This window comes from Devosia sp. FJ2-5-3, assembly GCF_029201545.1.
Classification (GTDB): domain Bacteria; phylum Pseudomonadota; class Alphaproteobacteria; order Rhizobiales; family Devosiaceae; genus Devosia.
This window is the reverse complement of the sequence record NZ_CP104007.1, coordinates 3,216,615-3,231,898: the sequence shown is the minus strand read 5'-3', so window position 1 is coordinate 3,231,898 and position 15,284 is coordinate 3,216,615. Positions and strand designations below refer to the sequence as shown.

The 15,284-nt window shown below is 65.2% G+C and carries 24 protein-coding genes; 23 read left to right on the top strand and 1 reads right to left on the bottom strand.

Annotated features, from left to right (window positions below):
* Positions 1-35: 35 nt before the first annotated feature.
* The 4 genes from N0P34_RS15515 to N0P34_RS15500 all read left to right on the top strand — a co-directional run bounded on the left by N0P34_RS15515 (position 36) and on the right by N0P34_RS15500 (position 3,828).
* Positions 36-650 (top strand): diguanylate cyclase, encoded by a 615-nt coding sequence (locus tag N0P34_RS15515; protein ID WP_275604128.1) that lies wholly within the window; start codon positions 36-38, stop codon positions 648-650.
* Positions 651-753: 103 nt separating this feature from the next.
* Complete coding sequence (locus N0P34_RS15510; protein ID WP_275604127.1) at positions 754-2,013, top strand: Hsp70 family protein; 1,260 nt, start codon at positions 754-756, stop codon at positions 2,011-2,013.
* Positions 2,014-2,073: 60 nt separating this feature from the next.
* Complete coding sequence (locus tag N0P34_RS15505) at positions 2,074-3,303, top strand: DUF2254 domain-containing protein (RefSeq protein ID WP_275604126.1); 1,230 nt, start codon at positions 2,074-2,076, stop codon at positions 3,301-3,303.
* 24 nt (positions 3,304-3,327) lie between these two features.
* Positions 3,328-3,828: a DUF2165 domain-containing protein gene (locus N0P34_RS15500; RefSeq protein ID WP_275604125.1), complete on the top strand. Its 501-nt coding sequence runs from the start codon at positions 3,328-3,330 to the stop codon at positions 3,826-3,828.
* Positions 3,829-3,902: 74 nt separating this feature from the next.
* Here the strand turns inward: N0P34_RS15500 and N0P34_RS15495 are convergent, their stop codons facing one another.
* Positions 3,903-4,151 (bottom strand): KTSC domain-containing protein, encoded by a 249-nt coding sequence (locus N0P34_RS15495; protein ID WP_275604124.1) that lies wholly within the window; start codon positions 4,149-4,151, stop codon positions 3,903-3,905.
* Positions 4,152-4,249: 98 nt separating this feature from the next.
* On the opposite strand from N0P34_RS15495, the gene N0P34_RS15490 reads away from it, so the two are divergent.
* The 19 genes from N0P34_RS15490 (at position 4,250) to N0P34_RS15400 (ending at position 15,255) form a co-directional block, all read left to right on the top strand.
* On the top strand, positions 4,250-4,672 hold the full coding sequence (locus N0P34_RS15490) for a hypothetical protein (protein ID WP_275604123.1): 423 nt from the start codon (positions 4,250-4,252) through the stop codon (positions 4,670-4,672).
* Positions 4,672-5,916: a terminase family protein gene (locus tag N0P34_RS15485; protein ID WP_275604122.1), complete on the top strand. Its 1,245-nt coding sequence runs from the start codon at positions 4,672-4,674 to the stop codon at positions 5,914-5,916. Before N0P34_RS15490 ends, N0P34_RS15485 begins: the two co-directional genes overlap by 1 nt.
* Positions 5,917-5,953: 37 nt before the next feature.
* A complete protein-coding gene (locus N0P34_RS15480; RefSeq protein ID WP_275604121.1) occupies positions 5,954-6,184 on the top strand; it encodes a hypothetical protein in 231 nt (76 codons plus the stop codon).
* Positions 6,181-6,303: a hypothetical protein gene (locus tag N0P34_RS15475; protein WP_275604120.1), complete on the top strand. Its 123-nt coding sequence runs from the start codon at positions 6,181-6,183 to the stop codon at positions 6,301-6,303. The genes N0P34_RS15480 and N0P34_RS15475 overlap by 4 nt, the downstream gene beginning before the upstream one ends.
* An 85-nt stretch (positions 6,304-6,388) precedes the next feature.
* Positions 6,389-7,552, top strand: coding sequence for a phage portal protein (locus N0P34_RS15470; RefSeq protein WP_275604119.1), 1,164 nt, complete (start codon positions 6,389-6,391; stop codon positions 7,550-7,552).
* 461 nt (positions 7,553-8,013) lie between these two features.
* The gene (locus tag N0P34_RS15465) at positions 8,014-8,205 is read left to right on the top strand and encodes a hypothetical protein (protein WP_275604118.1); all 192 of its coding nucleotides are present in this window, start codon (positions 8,014-8,016) and stop codon (positions 8,203-8,205) included.
* Positions 8,206-8,337, top strand: coding sequence for a hypothetical protein (locus N0P34_RS15460; RefSeq protein ID WP_275604117.1), 132 nt, complete (start codon positions 8,206-8,208; stop codon positions 8,335-8,337). It begins immediately after the preceding gene.
* A complete protein-coding gene (locus N0P34_RS15455) occupies positions 8,337-8,813 on the top strand; it encodes an HK97 family phage prohead protease (RefSeq protein ID WP_275604116.1) in 477 nt (158 codons plus the stop codon). Before N0P34_RS15460 ends, N0P34_RS15455 begins: the two co-directional genes overlap by 1 nt.
* A gap of 12 nt (positions 8,814-8,825) precedes the next feature.
* A complete protein-coding gene (locus tag N0P34_RS15450; RefSeq protein ID WP_275604115.1) occupies positions 8,826-10,046 on the top strand; it encodes a phage major capsid protein in 1,221 nt (406 codons plus the stop codon).
* A 142-nt stretch (positions 10,047-10,188) separates the two neighbouring features.
* On the top strand, positions 10,189-10,755 hold the full coding sequence (locus N0P34_RS15445) for a head-tail connector protein (protein ID WP_275604114.1): 567 nt from the start codon (positions 10,189-10,191) through the stop codon (positions 10,753-10,755).
* Entirely contained in the window at positions 10,752-11,093 is a 342-nt protein-coding gene (locus N0P34_RS15440; RefSeq protein ID WP_275604113.1) for a phage head closure protein, read from the top strand. Before N0P34_RS15445 ends, N0P34_RS15440 begins: the two co-directional genes overlap by 4 nt.
* Entirely contained in the window at positions 11,090-11,485 is a 396-nt protein-coding gene (locus tag N0P34_RS15435; protein ID WP_275604112.1) for a DUF3168 domain-containing protein, read from the top strand. The genes N0P34_RS15440 and N0P34_RS15435 overlap by 4 nt, the downstream gene beginning before the upstream one ends.
* Before the next feature lie 150 nt (positions 11,486-11,635).
* Entirely contained in the window at positions 11,636-12,049 is a 414-nt protein-coding gene (locus N0P34_RS15430) for a phage major tail protein, TP901-1 family (protein WP_275604111.1), read from the top strand.
* 8 nt (positions 12,050-12,057) lie between these two features.
* The gene (locus N0P34_RS15425; protein WP_275604110.1) at positions 12,058-12,372 is read left to right on the top strand and encodes a gene transfer agent family protein; all 315 of its coding nucleotides are present in this window, start codon (positions 12,058-12,060) and stop codon (positions 12,370-12,372) included.
* The gene (locus N0P34_RS15420) at positions 12,369-12,560 is read left to right on the top strand and encodes a rcc01693 family protein (RefSeq protein ID WP_275604109.1); all 192 of its coding nucleotides are present in this window, start codon (positions 12,369-12,371) and stop codon (positions 12,558-12,560) included. Before N0P34_RS15425 ends, N0P34_RS15420 begins: the two co-directional genes overlap by 4 nt.
* Positions 12,550-13,098 (top strand): phage tail tape measure protein, encoded by a 549-nt coding sequence (locus N0P34_RS15415; protein ID WP_275604108.1) that lies wholly within the window; start codon positions 12,550-12,552, stop codon positions 13,096-13,098. The genes N0P34_RS15420 and N0P34_RS15415 overlap by 11 nt, the downstream gene beginning before the upstream one ends.
* A 221-nt stretch (positions 13,099-13,319) precedes the next feature.
* Entirely contained in the window at positions 13,320-13,940 is a 621-nt protein-coding gene (locus tag N0P34_RS15410) for a DUF2460 domain-containing protein (protein WP_275604107.1), read from the top strand.
* On the top strand, positions 13,937-14,827 hold the full coding sequence (locus N0P34_RS15405; protein ID WP_275604106.1) for a DUF2163 domain-containing protein: 891 nt from the start codon (positions 13,937-13,939) through the stop codon (positions 14,825-14,827). The genes N0P34_RS15410 and N0P34_RS15405 overlap by 4 nt, the downstream gene beginning before the upstream one ends.
* Positions 14,824-15,255: an NlpC/P60 family protein gene (locus N0P34_RS15400; protein WP_275604105.1), complete on the top strand. Its 432-nt coding sequence runs from the start codon at positions 14,824-14,826 to the stop codon at positions 15,253-15,255. Before N0P34_RS15405 ends, N0P34_RS15400 begins: the two co-directional genes overlap by 4 nt.
* Positions 15,256-15,284 lie beyond the last annotated feature (29 nt).

Below are 15,284 nucleotides of genomic sequence, written 5' to 3'. Positions count from 1 at the left end.
ATCCCGTCGGGCACAGATCGCTGGGGGGCGGCACGATGAGCATGATGGATCTTTCGCAGAGCGATAGCCTGTGGGCCAGAATTCGGGCCCTGCTGCAGCTGACGCCAGCCGGCCGCGCCTATGCGGGCATCGGCTTGCGGAGCGGACAGAACCGACCCCTGGACGAAGAAATGCGCCGCTGCTGGGCGCTGGCTGCCGAGCGCCATGTGTCGCTCTGTGTCATGACCCTCGAAATCGACTGCTTCGCCGAATATCTCGCCGCCTATGGGCGTGACGCCAGCGAGGACTGCATGGACGCGCTCGAAGGCGCGATCCGCTCGATTGTCGGAGCCGAGGAAGCACGCTGCCTGCGCATGGGCCAGGCAGGCTTTGTCCTGATCCTCCCCGACCTGCCGGTGCTGATGGCGCGCAGCCTTGCCGGCAAGATCATGAAGGCGGTGCGGCTCGAAGGGCTGGTCAACAAGGAAAGCCACGCCGGCATCGTGACGCTGGGCTGCGGCATTGCCGTGGTCAATCCGCAGGGGGCGTTCGAGCCCAATGTGATCGAGGCGGCGATGGCGACCTTGCGTCGTGCGCAGCGCCATGGCCTCTCCCGGATCGAAACGGCCGATCTGCGTGGCGGCGAAATCCGCACCGCCAGGGCCGCCTGACCCCGGACATTCTGACCGATTGCCAAGCCTGCCTGAACCTCTTATAGGGGCCGTCCCCGCGCGCTCGGCGTGCGTCTATCCCCCATAACAGAGGTCGCTTGTCATGGCCCTATCCTGTGGTCTCGACTTCGGGACGTCCAATTCCACGCTGAGCCGCATCGGTCCCGACGGGCAGCCCAGACTGGTCGCTCTCGAGGGCGAGCAGGCGACCATTCCCAGCGTGCTGTTCTTTGGGTTCGAGGACAACAGCCTCCATTTCGGCCGCGCCGCCGTGGCCGAATATGTGACGGGGGCCGAGGGTCGGCTGATGCGCTCGCTCAAAAGCGTGCTGGGCACGGCGCTCTTTGCCGATACGACACGCATCAAGGCGCAGCGGCTTGGCTTCGGCGAAATCATCGGCACCTTTGTGGGCGAGGTGAAACGCCGCGCCGAAGCCAGGCTCGGCGACGAGCTGACCGATGTGGTTATGGGGCGCCCGGTGCAGTTCGTCGACGACGATCCGGTCGCCGATGCCGAGGCGCAGGCTCAGCTGGAAGCGGCAGTGCGGGCGCAGGGTTTCAGGAACATCGTCTTTCAATATGAGCCGATCGCGGCGGCGCTCGACTATGAGCGGCATGTATCGGGCGAGAAGCTGGCGCTGATCGTCGACCTTGGCGGCGGTACATCGGATTTTTCGCTGGTGCGCGTTTCGCCCGAGCGGGCCGGCAAGGCCGATCGCACGGCCGATATCCTGGCGACGACGGGCGTGCATATCGGTGGCACCGATTTCGACCGCCTTCTGGCCATGGCGAGGGTGATGCCGGAGCTGGGGCTCGGCTCCAAGACCGTCGACGGCAAGCGCTTCCTGCCGGTTGCGCCCTATTACGATCTCTCGACCTGGCACCGCATCAACCGGCTCTATGACGCCAAGGCGCTGCGCGATCTGCGCTCCACCATCCGCGAAGCGCAGCAAGCCGAGCGGGTAGAGACCATGGTGATGCTGGTCGAGGATCGGCTGGGGCACCGGCTGATCGGCGCGGTCGAGGGCGCCAAGATCGCCCTGTCGGACCACGATCTGACGCCGTTTTCGTTCCCGGTCCGTGACCGGACCATCAGCACCGAGATTTCGGTCGCCCATCTCGGGGCGGCGCTGGCCGATTCGGTGACCCGGCTCGAGACCACGATTGCCGAGACGCTGCGCCTCGCCGGGCTGGTTGCGAGCGATATCGACAGCCTGATCCTGACCGGGGGATCGACCCTGGTGCCGGAAGTGTCCGGACGCCTGCAGCGGCTTTTCCCCCAGGCCGAAGTGGTGCGCACAGACGTTCTGGGCAGCGTGGGGCTGGGCCTGGGGCTCGAGGCGCGGCGGCATTTTGGGGCTTGATGGCCCAGTCTTCCCCCTCCATCCTTTGCCGCGCGGGGCGCAGGAGATGCAGGGGGAGACATGAGCTACCTGAAATTCAAGCTGCGCCAATTGATGCAGCGCATGTGGTTTTTGCCGGCCGCCTTTTCCGGCATCGCGCTGCTGACGATCCTCATCGCCTACCTGCTGGCGCAGTATGCGCCCGAGGAACTGCCCTTCGTCATGCCGGCAAATGCCGTGCAGACCATTTTGCAGATCCTGGCGTCGAGCCTGCTGACGGTGGCGGTCTTCGCCCTTTCGACCGTGGTCAGCGCCTTCTCCGGCGCCTCGGCGGCGACCACCCCGCGCGCCGTGCCGCTGATCGCCGGCTATCTGCGGGCGCAGACCTCGATCTCGGTCTTTATCGGGGCCTTTCTCTTTTCCATCGTCGGCATTATCGGGCTTTCGGTTGGCATCTACAGCGAGGCGGGGCGGCTGTTCCTCTTCGTGGTGACGCTGGGCGTGGTGGTTCTGGTGGTGACCTCGCTGATCCGCTGGATCGGCCAGATTTCCGCAATCGGCCGGGTGGGCTACACGATCAGCGCGGTGGAAACGGCAACGCGCAGCGCCATCGAGACCATGGCAGAATTCCCCTATCTCGGCGGGCAAAGGCTGGACGGGGACGGCGAGGGCAAACCGATCCCGGCACCGCGTTCGGGTTATGTCCAGCATTGCGACATGCCGGCGTTGCAAAAGCTGGCTGAAGAACACGAGCTCCGGGTCATTGTGATGGCGCGGCCCGGCACTTATGCGACCCCGGTCAGGCCATTGATGCTGGTGGACGGGCGTGCGGACGAGGAGATCCGCGAGCAGCTGATCGACTGTTTCGTTCTGGGCGAGAACCGGACTTTCGATTCCGATCCGCGCTTCGGCATGATCGTGCTGGGTGAAATTGGCGACAAGGCGATGTCGGCCGGCATCAATGATCCGGGCACGGGCATCGTGGTGATCGATACGGCGACAAGGCTGCTCGTCGACTGGCGGGAAGAGCCCGTAGAAGTGCGCTATGACCGGGTCTATGTCCGGCCGATCCGGCCGGCGGAGGTGCTGGAAGATGTCTATCGCCCGACGGCCCGCGATGGCGCCGCCATTGTCGAGGTGATGATCCGGCTGATGAAAAGCCTCGAGACCGTGGCCGAATGCAATTCGGCCTTTGCTCGGGCAGCGCATGACTTTGCCCGCGTGAGCTTGCGGCGGGCAGAGGCGGCGATGACGCTGGACGATGACCTGGCAACGCTCAAGGCCGTGGCAGACTGGATCAAGCCGGACTGACCGGCAGGTTTTCGGGGGGCGGGAATGGTGATCACGCGGGTGAGCAAGGCCGTGTTGGTGGCGGCGATGGGGCTTTATGCGGGGCTCGTGGCGTTCGGCAATCTCACCGATTACGGGTCCAATTTCGCCTTTGTGAGCCATGTGCTGGCGATGGACACGATCTTTCCCGATGCCACGATCGGCTATCGGGCCATCACCAGTGAGCTCATTCATCACATCGCCTATGGACTGATCATCGTGACCGAAATTCTGGTGGCGGTGCTCTGCCTGATGGGGGCGGCGCGGATCTTCGCGCGGCGGGCGGCGAGCGCACGGGACTTCAACCGGGGCAAGACTTTCGCGATTGCCGGGCTGACCCTTGGCTTCGTGCTCTGGCAGGTCGGGTTCATGTCCGTGGGCGGGGAATGGTTCGGCATGTGGATGTCGCAGAGCTGGAACGGGCTGGCTTCGGCGTTTCGCGTCTTCATCACCATGCTGGCCGTGTTGATCTATGTGGTCCTGCCCGATGGTGAAATCGACGGCTGAACGGCAAGAACTTATCCAACTTATCTGCGGGTGCCGCTGGTCTGGTAGAGTTCAGGCATGGTCGAAGAAATGGGTCAGGAAGACGCGGCGCCCAAGCGGCGGCGGCGTCGGTTCCTGGAACTCTCCTCCTCAATTTTCGTGCAGCGATAATGGCCCTTGATGGCGCGGTTGAAATACTGGCCGCGCGAGGGGGCGTCGCGCAGGGCTTCATAGGCCGATTGCGGCACATCGAAATATTTGTAGCGCCGGCCCTCGGGGGCAAACCAGATCGAAAGCTCCGCGCTTTCGGGGCGGTAGAAAAGATGGCGGATTGCGGTGGACATCGGGGATCTCCCTGTCGGACTCCGCAAGGACGAATCCCGCCCGATTCCTTGCGGTTCCGCCCGGTGATGCCGGTGCTTCTCACAGTTGAGTCAACGCCATGGAAAAAACGCCGAAGGACCGGCCCCGAAAGGCGCCGGACTGGGAGACCATCCGCTTTGAATATGAGGGGCGGTTGTTTCACCCCGAGGTGATCTGTCAGCGCCACGGGATTACGCCAGCGCAGCTGCGCTATCGCCGGGAAAAGCAGGACTGGCTCAGTATCAAGGCAAGCCCGCTGCGCAAGGCGGAGCTGGTGGAGCGAATGCTGCGGGTTCTGGAAGCCCAGATCAGAGAATTGGAAAAGGCCGAGGATATGCCAATCGACAAGAAAGCCAAAGTGCTGGCCGACGAGGTGCGCACGCTCGACAAGCTGATCGAACTGGGAGCCGCCGAGCGCAATGTGGAGCCGCCGACCCGTAAGGACCTGACCGATCTCAGGGCCAAGCTGATCAAGCGTCGCGAGCAGTTTCTCGCGCGCTGATGACCGGATTTGCAAAACCGGTCAATGCGCTATCGGCGGAGGAGCTCGAGGCGGAATTTTTCGACTGGCCGCGCTGGGCGCTCCCCAAACAATTGGCGCCGCCGGGGGACTGGACCACCTGGCTGCTGATGGGCGGGCGCGGCTCGGGCAAGACGCGGGCCGGCGCCGAATGGGTGCGAAGCCTCGCGCGGGACGGGATTGGCCCGATCGCGCTCGTGGGTGAAACCATGAAGGAAGCCGTCGAGATCATGGTGCGCGGCGACAGCGGCATTCTCAGCGTGCATCCCGATGAAGAACGGCCGGTATTGCGCGGCAATAATCGGCTGATCTGGCCCAATGGGGTCGAGGGCGCGGTGATGACCGCCTCGGACCCCGAGCGCTTTCGCGGGCCCCAATTTGCCGCCGCCTGGTGCGACGAGGCCGCCAAATGGCCCAATGCCGAGGCGGCGTTCGACCAGCTGCAGTTCGGGCTGCGGCTGGGGGAGCATCCGCGCCAATTGGTGACGACGACGCCAAGGCCGACCAAGCTGATCAAGCGGCTGCTTGCCGATCCGCAAACTGCGGTGGTGCGAATGGCGACGGTCGAGAACAAGGCACAGCTGGCGCCCAATTTTCTCGAGGCGGTGGTGGCGCGCTATCGCGGCACCGTGCTGGGGCGGCAGGAGCTCGATGGCGAGCTGATCGAGGATCGGCCCGATGCGCTCTGGCAGCGCGGCCTGTTCCGGCCCGCCGAGGCGGGGGCGGACGGTCGGATCGTCGTGGCGGTGGACCCGCCAGTGACGGGGCATGCGCGCTCGGACGCCTGCGGGATTGTCATTGCCGGGCGCTGTGGCGAAGGCGCGGTGGTGCTCGAGGACGCAACGCTGAAGCGTGCGGCGCCGCTCACCTGGGCGCGGCGGGCGGTGGCGGCATTTCATGCGCACCGGGCCGACGCCATCGTGGTCGAGGTCAACCAGGGCGGGGACCTCGTCACGCAGATGATCGCCCAGGTCGACGCCAATGTTCCGGTGCGGCCGGTGCGGGCGACGCGGGGCAAATGGCTGCGCGCCGAGCCGGTGGCGGCCTATTACGGGCGGGGCCTGGTGACCCATGCGCCGGGGCTGACGGCGCTGGAGGATGAACTCTGCGCTTTCGGGCCGGACGGCAAGGCCGATGGGCATTCTCCGGACCGGGTCGATGCGCTGGTCTGGGCGCTGACGGATTTGTTGGTGGATGGGACAAGGCCCCGGGTGCGGGGGCTTTAGGGCTGGCGTTCCCCAGAAACATGGATAGATTTCGTCTATGAGCCTGATCGAGAACGAGCGCACGAAACTATTGGCCAATGCGTTGGATCGCACATCCACTGCCTGTCTTACCGTCGGTGTCCTGGCGCCTCTTGCAGCTGTTATTTACGGCGCATCGGGAACGGCCTTGGCGACTTGGGCCTTTGTTCTCGGTGGCGTCATTTGGCTTTTGGTCGCGATTGCACTACATATGATTGCACGATGGGTCCTTGGAGGACTGAAATCATGAGCTTCATCGAAGTCTTCGCCTTCATCATCATGCCGATCCTGGTTCTGGCGATCGGTTCGGGTGGCGCATGGCTGCATATGCGCGATCTGAAACGCCACGAGCAGCATCCGGCTGAATAGGCGCGAGCGCCACAGAATGATCTGACCAAGCCCCGGCATTGTCCGGGGCTTTTTGTTTGCCTTGCTTGCTGGGAGAACCAAGACCATGCCGAACTGGATCAACCGCCTGTTTGGCGGAGGGACAAGCGCGCCCGATGAACGCAAGAATTTTGGCGGGCAGACGCTGATGACGCTGAGCGCGCTGGGACCGGCGCAGTGGAGCGGGAGGGGGTATTCCAGCCTCGTCAACGAAGGGTTCATGCGCAATCCAGTGGTCTATCGCTGCATCCGGCTGATTGCCGAGGCGGCGACGCGGGTGCCACTTTCCGTCGTGGTCGATGGCAAGGCGGTAAGCGAGCATCCGCTGGCCGAATTACTGGCCAAACCCAATGGGCGCCAATCGGGCGGGGAAATGCTTGAGGCGGTCTATGCTTATCTCCAGACTGCGGGAAACGCCTATCTCCAGGCGGGCATTGTCGATGGGGCGGTGCGGGCGCTGTTCGTGCTGCGGCCGGACCGCATGCGGGTGGTAGCCGGCGCCGATGGCTGGCCGGTTGGGTATGATTATACCGCCGGCGGGCGGACGATGCGGATCGGGCAGGGGAGCGAGCCGGTGCCGGGCGTGCTGCATATGGCCCTGTTCCACCCCATGGACGACCATTATGGCATGGGCCCGCTGGAGGCAGCGCAGACCAGCCTCGATATTCACAATGCCTCGGCGCACTGGAACAAGGCGCTGCTCGACAATGCAGCGCGACCGAGCGGGGCGCTGGTCTATTCGGCCGGTGGGGGAAACCTTACCGAAGAGCAGTTCCAGCGGCTCAAATCCGAGCTCGAGGAGAATTTTGCGGGTGCAGCCAATGCGGGGCGGCCCATGGTGCTCGAAGGCGGGCTCGACTGGAAGGCCATCGCGCTTTCGCCCCGCGACATGGATTTCATCGAGGCGAGGAATGCGGCGGCGCGGGACATTGCGTTGGCCTTCGGCGTGCCGCCCATGCTGCTCGGCATTCCGGGCGACAACACCTATGCGAACATGGCCGAGGCCAATCGGGCGCTATGGCGCCAGACCCTGGTGCCGCTTGTGGTGCGCGTGGCGCAGGAATTGAGCGTCTGGCTCGGGCCGGCGTTTGAGGGGGCGGAAGTCGTGCCCGAGTTCGATGCGGTGGAGGCTCTGGCCGAGGACCGCAACGCACTGTGGGAGCGGGTGGGGAATGCGAGTTTTCTCAGTGATGAGGAAAAGCGGGCGATGGTTGGCCTGGGCGGGGCGTGAATGGCAAATCGCTCCACTGGAGGGGTTTGAGCGACCAAGGCCATAAGAGCTTGGCCCGAACGGCGGGGCCTAATGTGCCTGAGGTCATCCCCTCCCCAACTCCCCCTTCAAGGGGGAGATGCCGATCTGTGGGTGGGGCGAAAATGTGGCCTCGCGAGAGGGGCTACAGAGCGCATTGTGGCTCTTATCCCCCCCCGGCCCTCCCCGCGAGGGGGAGGGAGAAGGACGGTGGACGGGGTGCGATCTTGTCAAAAGCACGATGCGGCTCCTCCCCCTTGACGGGGGAGGCTGGAAGGGGGTGCGCCAGGCGCACTGTCTTCGCCGCCTTTCGTGTCGCTTGATCACAGTGTCATTCCCGCGAAAGCGGGAACCCCTGTTGAACGGAGGTCCCCGCTTGCGCGGGGATGACCCGGTGGCAATTGCCGCCAAGCCCCCGCCAAGAAGGCGGGAAGGAGACCATCATGGACGAGCTGACCAAAACCGTCGTTGAGCGCGGGGATCTGGCGCATCTGGCGCTGTTTTTGTGGGCGAGTGGCGCGAGTGCGCTTTTGGTGTGGAGCCTCAAGGAGCTCGCCGCGGCCAATAAGCGCTTCAATGACTTCGTGACCGAGATATCGAGCCTCAATCGTTTGTTTCGCAAGGGGGACGAATAGATGGCGGAAAAGACCAAGCGCGAGCAGGCCCAGCAGACGTTCCGGCAATTTGCCTGGAACCTGGCCGGGACCTTGGCCGACAAGACCAAGGCATCGGCGCCGCCGCCGGGCAGGAGCGGGGTAAAACGCTGATGGGCGAAAAAATCCCCATTGATGCAGAGGGACGCTTTGCCGGCTATGCCAGCATTTTCAACCGGATCGACAGTGGCGGCGACATCGTGCAGCCCGGGGCCTTTGCGAGGAGCCTCGCCAAGCGGCGCGGGCGCATCAGGCTGTTGTTCCAGCATGACCCCAAGGAGCCGGTGGGCATCTGGGAAGAGCTGCGCGAGGACGCGCACGGGCTTTTTGCGGCCGGACGGCTGGTGCCGGGCGTGGCCCGGGCGGATGCCTTAAGAAAACTGATCGAAACGCGGGCGCTCGATGGGCTCTCCATCGGCTTTCGCACGGTCAAGGCCAGCCGCCAGAGCGGCCAGCGCCTGCTGCACGAGATCGATCTCTACGAGATTTCGATCGTGACCTTTCCGATGATGGAAGAAGCGCGGATCGCCGCTTCCGTCTCGGCGGGCGCCGCCATTGCGGCGGCTACGAAAACTATCCGCAACCGATAGAAGGATGCCGACATGGATCGGATCAGTGACGGCCTTGAAACCAAGGCCGGCGCGGGGAGCGATATTGCCGCGCTTTTCGCCGAATTTTCGACCGCATTCGAAGAATTCAAGCGCACCAATGACCAGCGCCTGGGCGAAATCGAAAAACGCGGCACCGCCGACGGCTTGCTGGATGGCAAGCTCGAGCGGCTCAACGCCGTGCTCGACGGGCACAAGGCGGCGCTGGACCGCGCCAGCGCCGAACGCGGCCGCCCGGCGCTGGAAGGCAAGGGCGCTCTCGCCAATGGCGAATACAAGGAGGCCTTTTCCGCCTATGTGAAGCGCGGCGAGGAAAAGGCGCTGCAGACCGGCGTTGCCGGTGACGGCGGCTATGTGGTGCCTGGCGAGGTCGAGACGGAAATCACCCGCCTCATGACCCATATCTCGCCTATCCGCGCCATTGCCGGCGTGCGTCAGATTTCGGCTTCGGTCTATAAACGCCCGATCACCGTGACCGGGCCGGAAACGGGCTGGGTCGGCGAGACGGCGTCGCGGAGCGAAACCGATAGCCAGGTGATCGCCGAGCTCAGCTATCCGACGGCGGAACTCTACGCCATGCCGGCGGCGACCTCGGCCTTTCTCGACGATGCCGCGGTGGATGTGGGCCAGTGGATCGCCGACGAGGTGAACGCAGCCTTTGCAGCACAGGAAACCACCGCCTTCGTGACCGGCGACGGCACCAACAAGCCCAAGGGTTTTCTCGCCGCGACGACCGTGGCCGAGGGCAGTTGGGAATGGGGCAAGCTCGGCTATGTGGCGACCGGCACCTCCGGCGCGCTGCCATCGTCCAACCCGAGCGATGTGCTCGTCGACCTCGTCTATGCGCTGAAATCAGGCTATCGGCAGAACGCCAGCTGGGTGATGAACCGCAAGACGCAAGGCGCGATCCGCAAGCTCAAGGATAGCGACGGCAATTATCTCTGGCAGCCGGCGACATCGGCCGACGGCCGCGCCAGCCTGATGGGCTTTCCGCTGGTGGAAGAGGAAGACATGCCCAATGTCGGCGCCAATTCTCTGTCGGTGGCCTTTGGCGATTTCCGCCGGGGCTATCTGATCGTCGACCGCCAGGGGGTCAACGTGTTGCGCGATCCCTATTCGAGCAAGCCCTATGTTTTGTTCTACACGACCAAGCGCGTGGGCGGCGGGATAGCGGACTTTGATGCGATCAAGCTGCTGAAGTTCGGCGCGAGCTGAGGGGTTTAGACCCCCTCCTAGCCTCCCCCTGTGAAGGGGGAGGGACGCATCGCGTTTGCGGCGAGAATTGAGAGCCGCCGGCCTATTCCTCCTCCTGGGAAGGGGGAGGTCAGGTGGGCTGGCCACAACAAGGAACAAAAAAATGACTTCCTATCTCCTGGCGGGGCCCGCCGCGGAGCCGGTTTCGCTCGCCGAGGCCAAGGCTTTTCTCAAGGTGGATGACGAGGCCGAAGACGGGCTGATCGAGACGCTGATCGGCGCGGCGCGGCTGCATGTGGAAGGGATTACCGGCAAGGCGCTGATGGCGCAGAGCTGGCGCATCGTGCTCGACCGCTGGCCGGACGAGCGATGGCTGCGGCTGCCGGTGACGCCGCTGATCGCGGTGAGCGAAATCTCGGCGATCGACGAGGCCGGGGCGAGCCACGAGGTGGCAGTCGATGGCTTTGTGGCGGATGGCGAAAGGCTGATCGTGCCGGGCCATGTGCCGAATATGCCCAGGCTGCAGGGGCGGCAGGGGATCGAGATCGACTATGTCGCCGGCTTTGGCGAAGAGCCGGAAGATGTGCCAGCGGATTTGCGACAGGCCATGCTGGGGCTGGTGGCGCATTGGCATGAGCATCGCGACGCGGTGATCACCGCCGGGTCGGGGGCGGTGGTGCCTTCGGGCTTTGACCGGCTGGTGGCCGCGCACAAGCGGGTGCGGCTATGAGCGATAAAATCCCGCCAGTGGGCACGCTGACCGACCGGGTCCAATTGCGGCGGCGCGAGAGCGTGGCCGAGGACGAGGGCGGGCACGCCAGGATTTTCGTGCCGCTGGGCACGGTCTGGGCGCGGGTGCGCAGCCTCACCGGACGGCAGGGCACCAATGCCGACGGGCGGGCGGTGGCGATTTCCCATAGCGTGGTGCTGCGCTTTCGCAGCGATGTCGCGCCGGGAGACCGGATTGTCTATCGCGGGCGCAATCTCGATGTGGTGAGCGCGGCGGACATGAATGGGCGGCAGGCTTATCTCGCCTGCGCCTGCAGCGAGACGCAGGTGACCGGATGAGCCACCCGATTGTGCAATTGCAGGCGGCGCTGGTGGCGGCGCTCGGTGCTGACGAGGACCTCGTCGAGTTGATCGGCGAGGGCGGAATCTTCGATGCGCCGCCGCGCGACCGGCCGGCGCCCTATGTGGTGGTGGACCGGCACGATGTGCGCCAGCGCGACGGCGATCTGACGCCGGGGCAGGAGCATCGCGTCTTGATCCACTGCTGGGCCGACCAGCCGAGCCGCAAGGCGGCGCTGGCGCTGGCAGCGCGCGTGGTGGCGGCCAAGGACGGGCTGGAGCCGGTGGGGCTGGTTTTGACCCATGCCGAGCATATGCGCACCGAAACGGTGATCGATGGGGCCACGGGTTTGGCCCGCGCGGCGGTGATGCTGCGGTTTTTCAGCGAGTAGATCGGGGCTTTCGAACCCCACCCTTAATCCCTCCCCACAAGGGGGAGGGACGCATCGCGTTTTAGGCGAAATCTGAGCGCCACCGGCCAGCTCCTCCTCCACTTGAGGGGGAGGTTGGGTGGGGGTGACTGGAGAAAAAGGACCAAAAGAATGGCGGCCCAGAGTGGCAAGGATATGCTTTTGAAACTCGACCAGACGGGGTCGGGGAGTTTTCTCACCGTGGCGGGATTGCGTACGCGCAGTCTCAATTTCAATGCGGCGAGCGTGGATACGACCGACCAGGAAAGCGCCGGGCGCTGGCGGGAGCTGCTTGCGGGCGGTGGGGTGAAGCGGGCCTCGGTATCCGGGTCGGGTGTGTTCAAGGACCAGACCTCGGACGGGGTGATCCGGACGCTGTTTTTCGCCGGGACGATCCGGGACTGGCAGCTGATTCTGCCGCATTTCGGCACGGTCGAGGGGCCGTTCCAGATCGTGGCGCTGGAATTTTCCGCCGACCATGCCGGGGAAGTGGTGTTCGACCTGGCGCTGGAGAGCGCGGGCGAAGTGAGTTTCACGGCGACCTGAGGACAAAAATGCCAAACATCCATCGAGGTGAAATCGCCGCCAATATTGGTGGCGAGGTGCGGACGCTTTGCCTGACGCTGGGGGCGCTGGCGGAGCTTGAGGCGCGGCTGGGGGCCGGGGATCTGGCGGGGCTGGCCGAGCGCTTTGCTGGAGGAAAGCTGTCGGCGCGGGATCTGACGGCGATCATCGGGGCCGGATTGCGCGGGGGTGGGAATGCCATTTCCGACGACGAGCTGGCGCGGATGAGCGTCGAGGGTGGGCTGCGCGGGGCGGCCGAGATCGCGGTGAAATTGCTCAAGGCGACGTTCGGGGACGAGGCATGACGCCGTTTCCCTGGAAGGAAGCGATGCGCTTCGGACTGGGCGTGCTGCGCCTGCCGCCGGAGGCGTTCTGGCGAATGAGCCCGCGCGAACTGGCGGCGGCCTGGGGCGCGGTGATGGGGGATCGGGCCGGGCCGCTCGACCGGCAGGGGCTGGAAACATTGATGGAGCGTTTTCCCGATGGCTGCTGATCTTTTTGGCTCTGACTTTCGTGAGGAGTTGGGCGATGTTTCCGTCGAGCTCGAGCGGATCGGCAATCTCGCCGATGGCGTGGCGCGCTCGGTGAGCAATGCGTTTCGCGGGGCGCTGACCGAGGGCAAATCCTTCCGCTCGGTGCTGGGCGATATCGCCAAGGCCTTTGCCGATATTGCGCTCAAGGCGGCGCTGAAGCCGCTCGGGAACATGGTCGGTGGGTTCGTCGAGAATTTGTTCACGGCGGCCAATCCGGCGCTGGGCGGGATAAAGCCCTTTGCCAAGGGCGGGGTGATCGCGGCGCCGAGCTATTTTCCGCTCTCGCAGGGGCTTGGGCTGGCTGGTGAGGCCGGGCCGGAGGCGATCATGCCGCTGGCGCGCGGGCCGGATGGGCGGCTGGGTGTCGCCGGGGGCGGTGGCGCGGTGCAGGTGACGTTTAATGTGACCGCGCAGGACGCGCGCAGCTTTGCCCAGAGCGAGGCGGAGGTGAGCGCGATGCTGTTACGGGCGGTGCGACGCGGGACGAGGGGCGCATAGGAGCGAGCGCGGTGGCTCTTGGTCACCCCCTCCCATCCTCCCCCTTAAAGGGGGAGGTGCCGGGCGGTGGTTGGGGAGGGGTGGGTGCAAAGACCCCCACCTAACCTCCCCCTGAAAAGGGGGAGGGATAGCATCGGGTTTGCGGAGACGTCTGAGAGCCACTGAGGCGCTCCTCCCCCTCCTTCAGGGGGAGGTTGGGTGGGGGTGGAAGGAGCAAAAGAATGGCATTTCATCATGTGCGGTTTCCGCTCGATATCGCGCTGGGGGCGCGGGGTGGGCCGGAACGGCGGACGGATGTGGTGACGCTGGCGGGTGGGGGCGAGCAGCGCAATGGGCGCTGGGCGCAGTCGCGGCGGCGCTACAATGCGGGCTATGGGGTGAAATCCCGGGCCGACATGCAGGCGGTGCTGGCCTTTTTCGAGGAGCGGCGCGGGCGGCTGCATGGGTTCTTGTGGCGCGACGGGATCGACCATTCCTCGGGCGGGAAGGTGCCGGCGCCGATGGACCAGGCGATCGGGACAGGGGATGGGACGCGGACGGAGTTTCAGCTGACCAAGACCTATGGCGCGGCGTTCGATCCATATGTGCGGGTGATCGTGAAGCCTGTGGCCGGGTCGGTGCGTGTGGCGGTGGACGGGGTCGAGGTGATGAGCGGCTGGAGTGTGGACGTCACCACGGGGGGCATCGCCTTCGCCAGCGCGCCGGCGGATGGCGCAGCGGTGACGGCGGGTTTTTTGTTCGACGTGCCGGTGCGCTTCGATACGGACCGGCTTGATATCGAATGGTCGAATTTTGACGCGGCCGAGGCGCCGAGCATTCCGCTGGTGGAGATTTTACCATGAAAGCGATTGGGGCCGAGCTCGCCGCGCATCTGGCGCAAGGCGAGACGACGCTGGCGCATTGCTGGCGGATACTGCGCACGGACGGGGTGGTGCTGGGTTTTACCAACCATGACCGGGCGCTCGAGGTGGAGGGGACGATCTGCGCGCCGACCTACGGGCTGGATGGCGGGGAGAGCCCGGCAAAGCTCGGGGCGCAGGTGGAGACGGGCGAAGTGCTGGGCATTCTCGACCATGCGGCGCTGAGTGAGGACGATATTCTGCTCGGGCGCTATGACGGGGCGGAGGTCGAGACCTTTGTGGTCAACTGGATGGCGCCGTCGCAGTGCCTGCTGCTGCGTGTGGACACGATCGGCGAGATCGTGCGCGAGGATGGCATTTTCCGTGCCGAACTGCGTTCCGGACAAGCGGCACTCAATGTGACGTGCGGGCGGCTCTATCAGGGGCTTTGCGATGCGCAGGTGGGGGATAGGCGTTGCGGCGTTGATCTGGCCGCGAGCGAATTTCGCGGGACCGCAAGTGTGGTGGCGGTGGCCGATCCGTTCCGGCTGGTGGTCGAGGGGCTCGAAGGTTTTGCCGAGGACTGGTTTGCCTTCGGCATGGGCCTCTGGGGTGATGGCAAGCGCGCGGGGCTTGCCGATGCGGTGCTGACCCATCGCAAGGAGGCGGCGGGCGATGTGCTCGGCTTTGGCCAGGCGGTGGGTGAATGGGTTGTTCCCGGCGATCTGCTGGTGGTGACGGCGGGGTGTGACCGGCGCTTTGTGACCTGCCGGCACAAATTTGCCAATGCCGCCAATTTCCGGGGCTTTCCGCATGTGCCGGGCAGCGATTTCGTGCTGCGGCATCCACGTGACGGCGATGCGCTGGATGGCCGAGCGGTGGTGCGATGAACGCGGATCGAGTGGTGGCGGCAGCGCGCGAATGGCTGGGCACGCCCTATCGGCATCGCGCTTCGACACTTGGCGCGGGGTGCGATTGCCTGGGGTTGGTTCGCGGGGTGTGGCGGACACTTCACGGGGACGAGCCGAACAAAATGCCGGCCTATCGGGCCAGCCCGCGCGACCCCGAAAATGCCGGGGCGCTGCGGGCGGCGGCGGAAAAATTCCTGGTGCCGGCGGCGGGAGAACTGGCGGCGGGGCAGGTGGTGCTGTTTCGGCTGGCGGGGCTTTCCGAGGCCAAGCATTGCGGGATCATGGTGTCAGGCGATCGGTTCATCCATGCGCAGGAAAAGCTGGGCGTGGTGGAGGCGAATTTGACCGAAGGCTGGGCCCGGCGGGTGAGCGGGCGGTTCTGGTTTCCCTCTTCCTTCTCCCCTTGAGGGAGAAGGTGGCGCGCAGCGCCGGATGA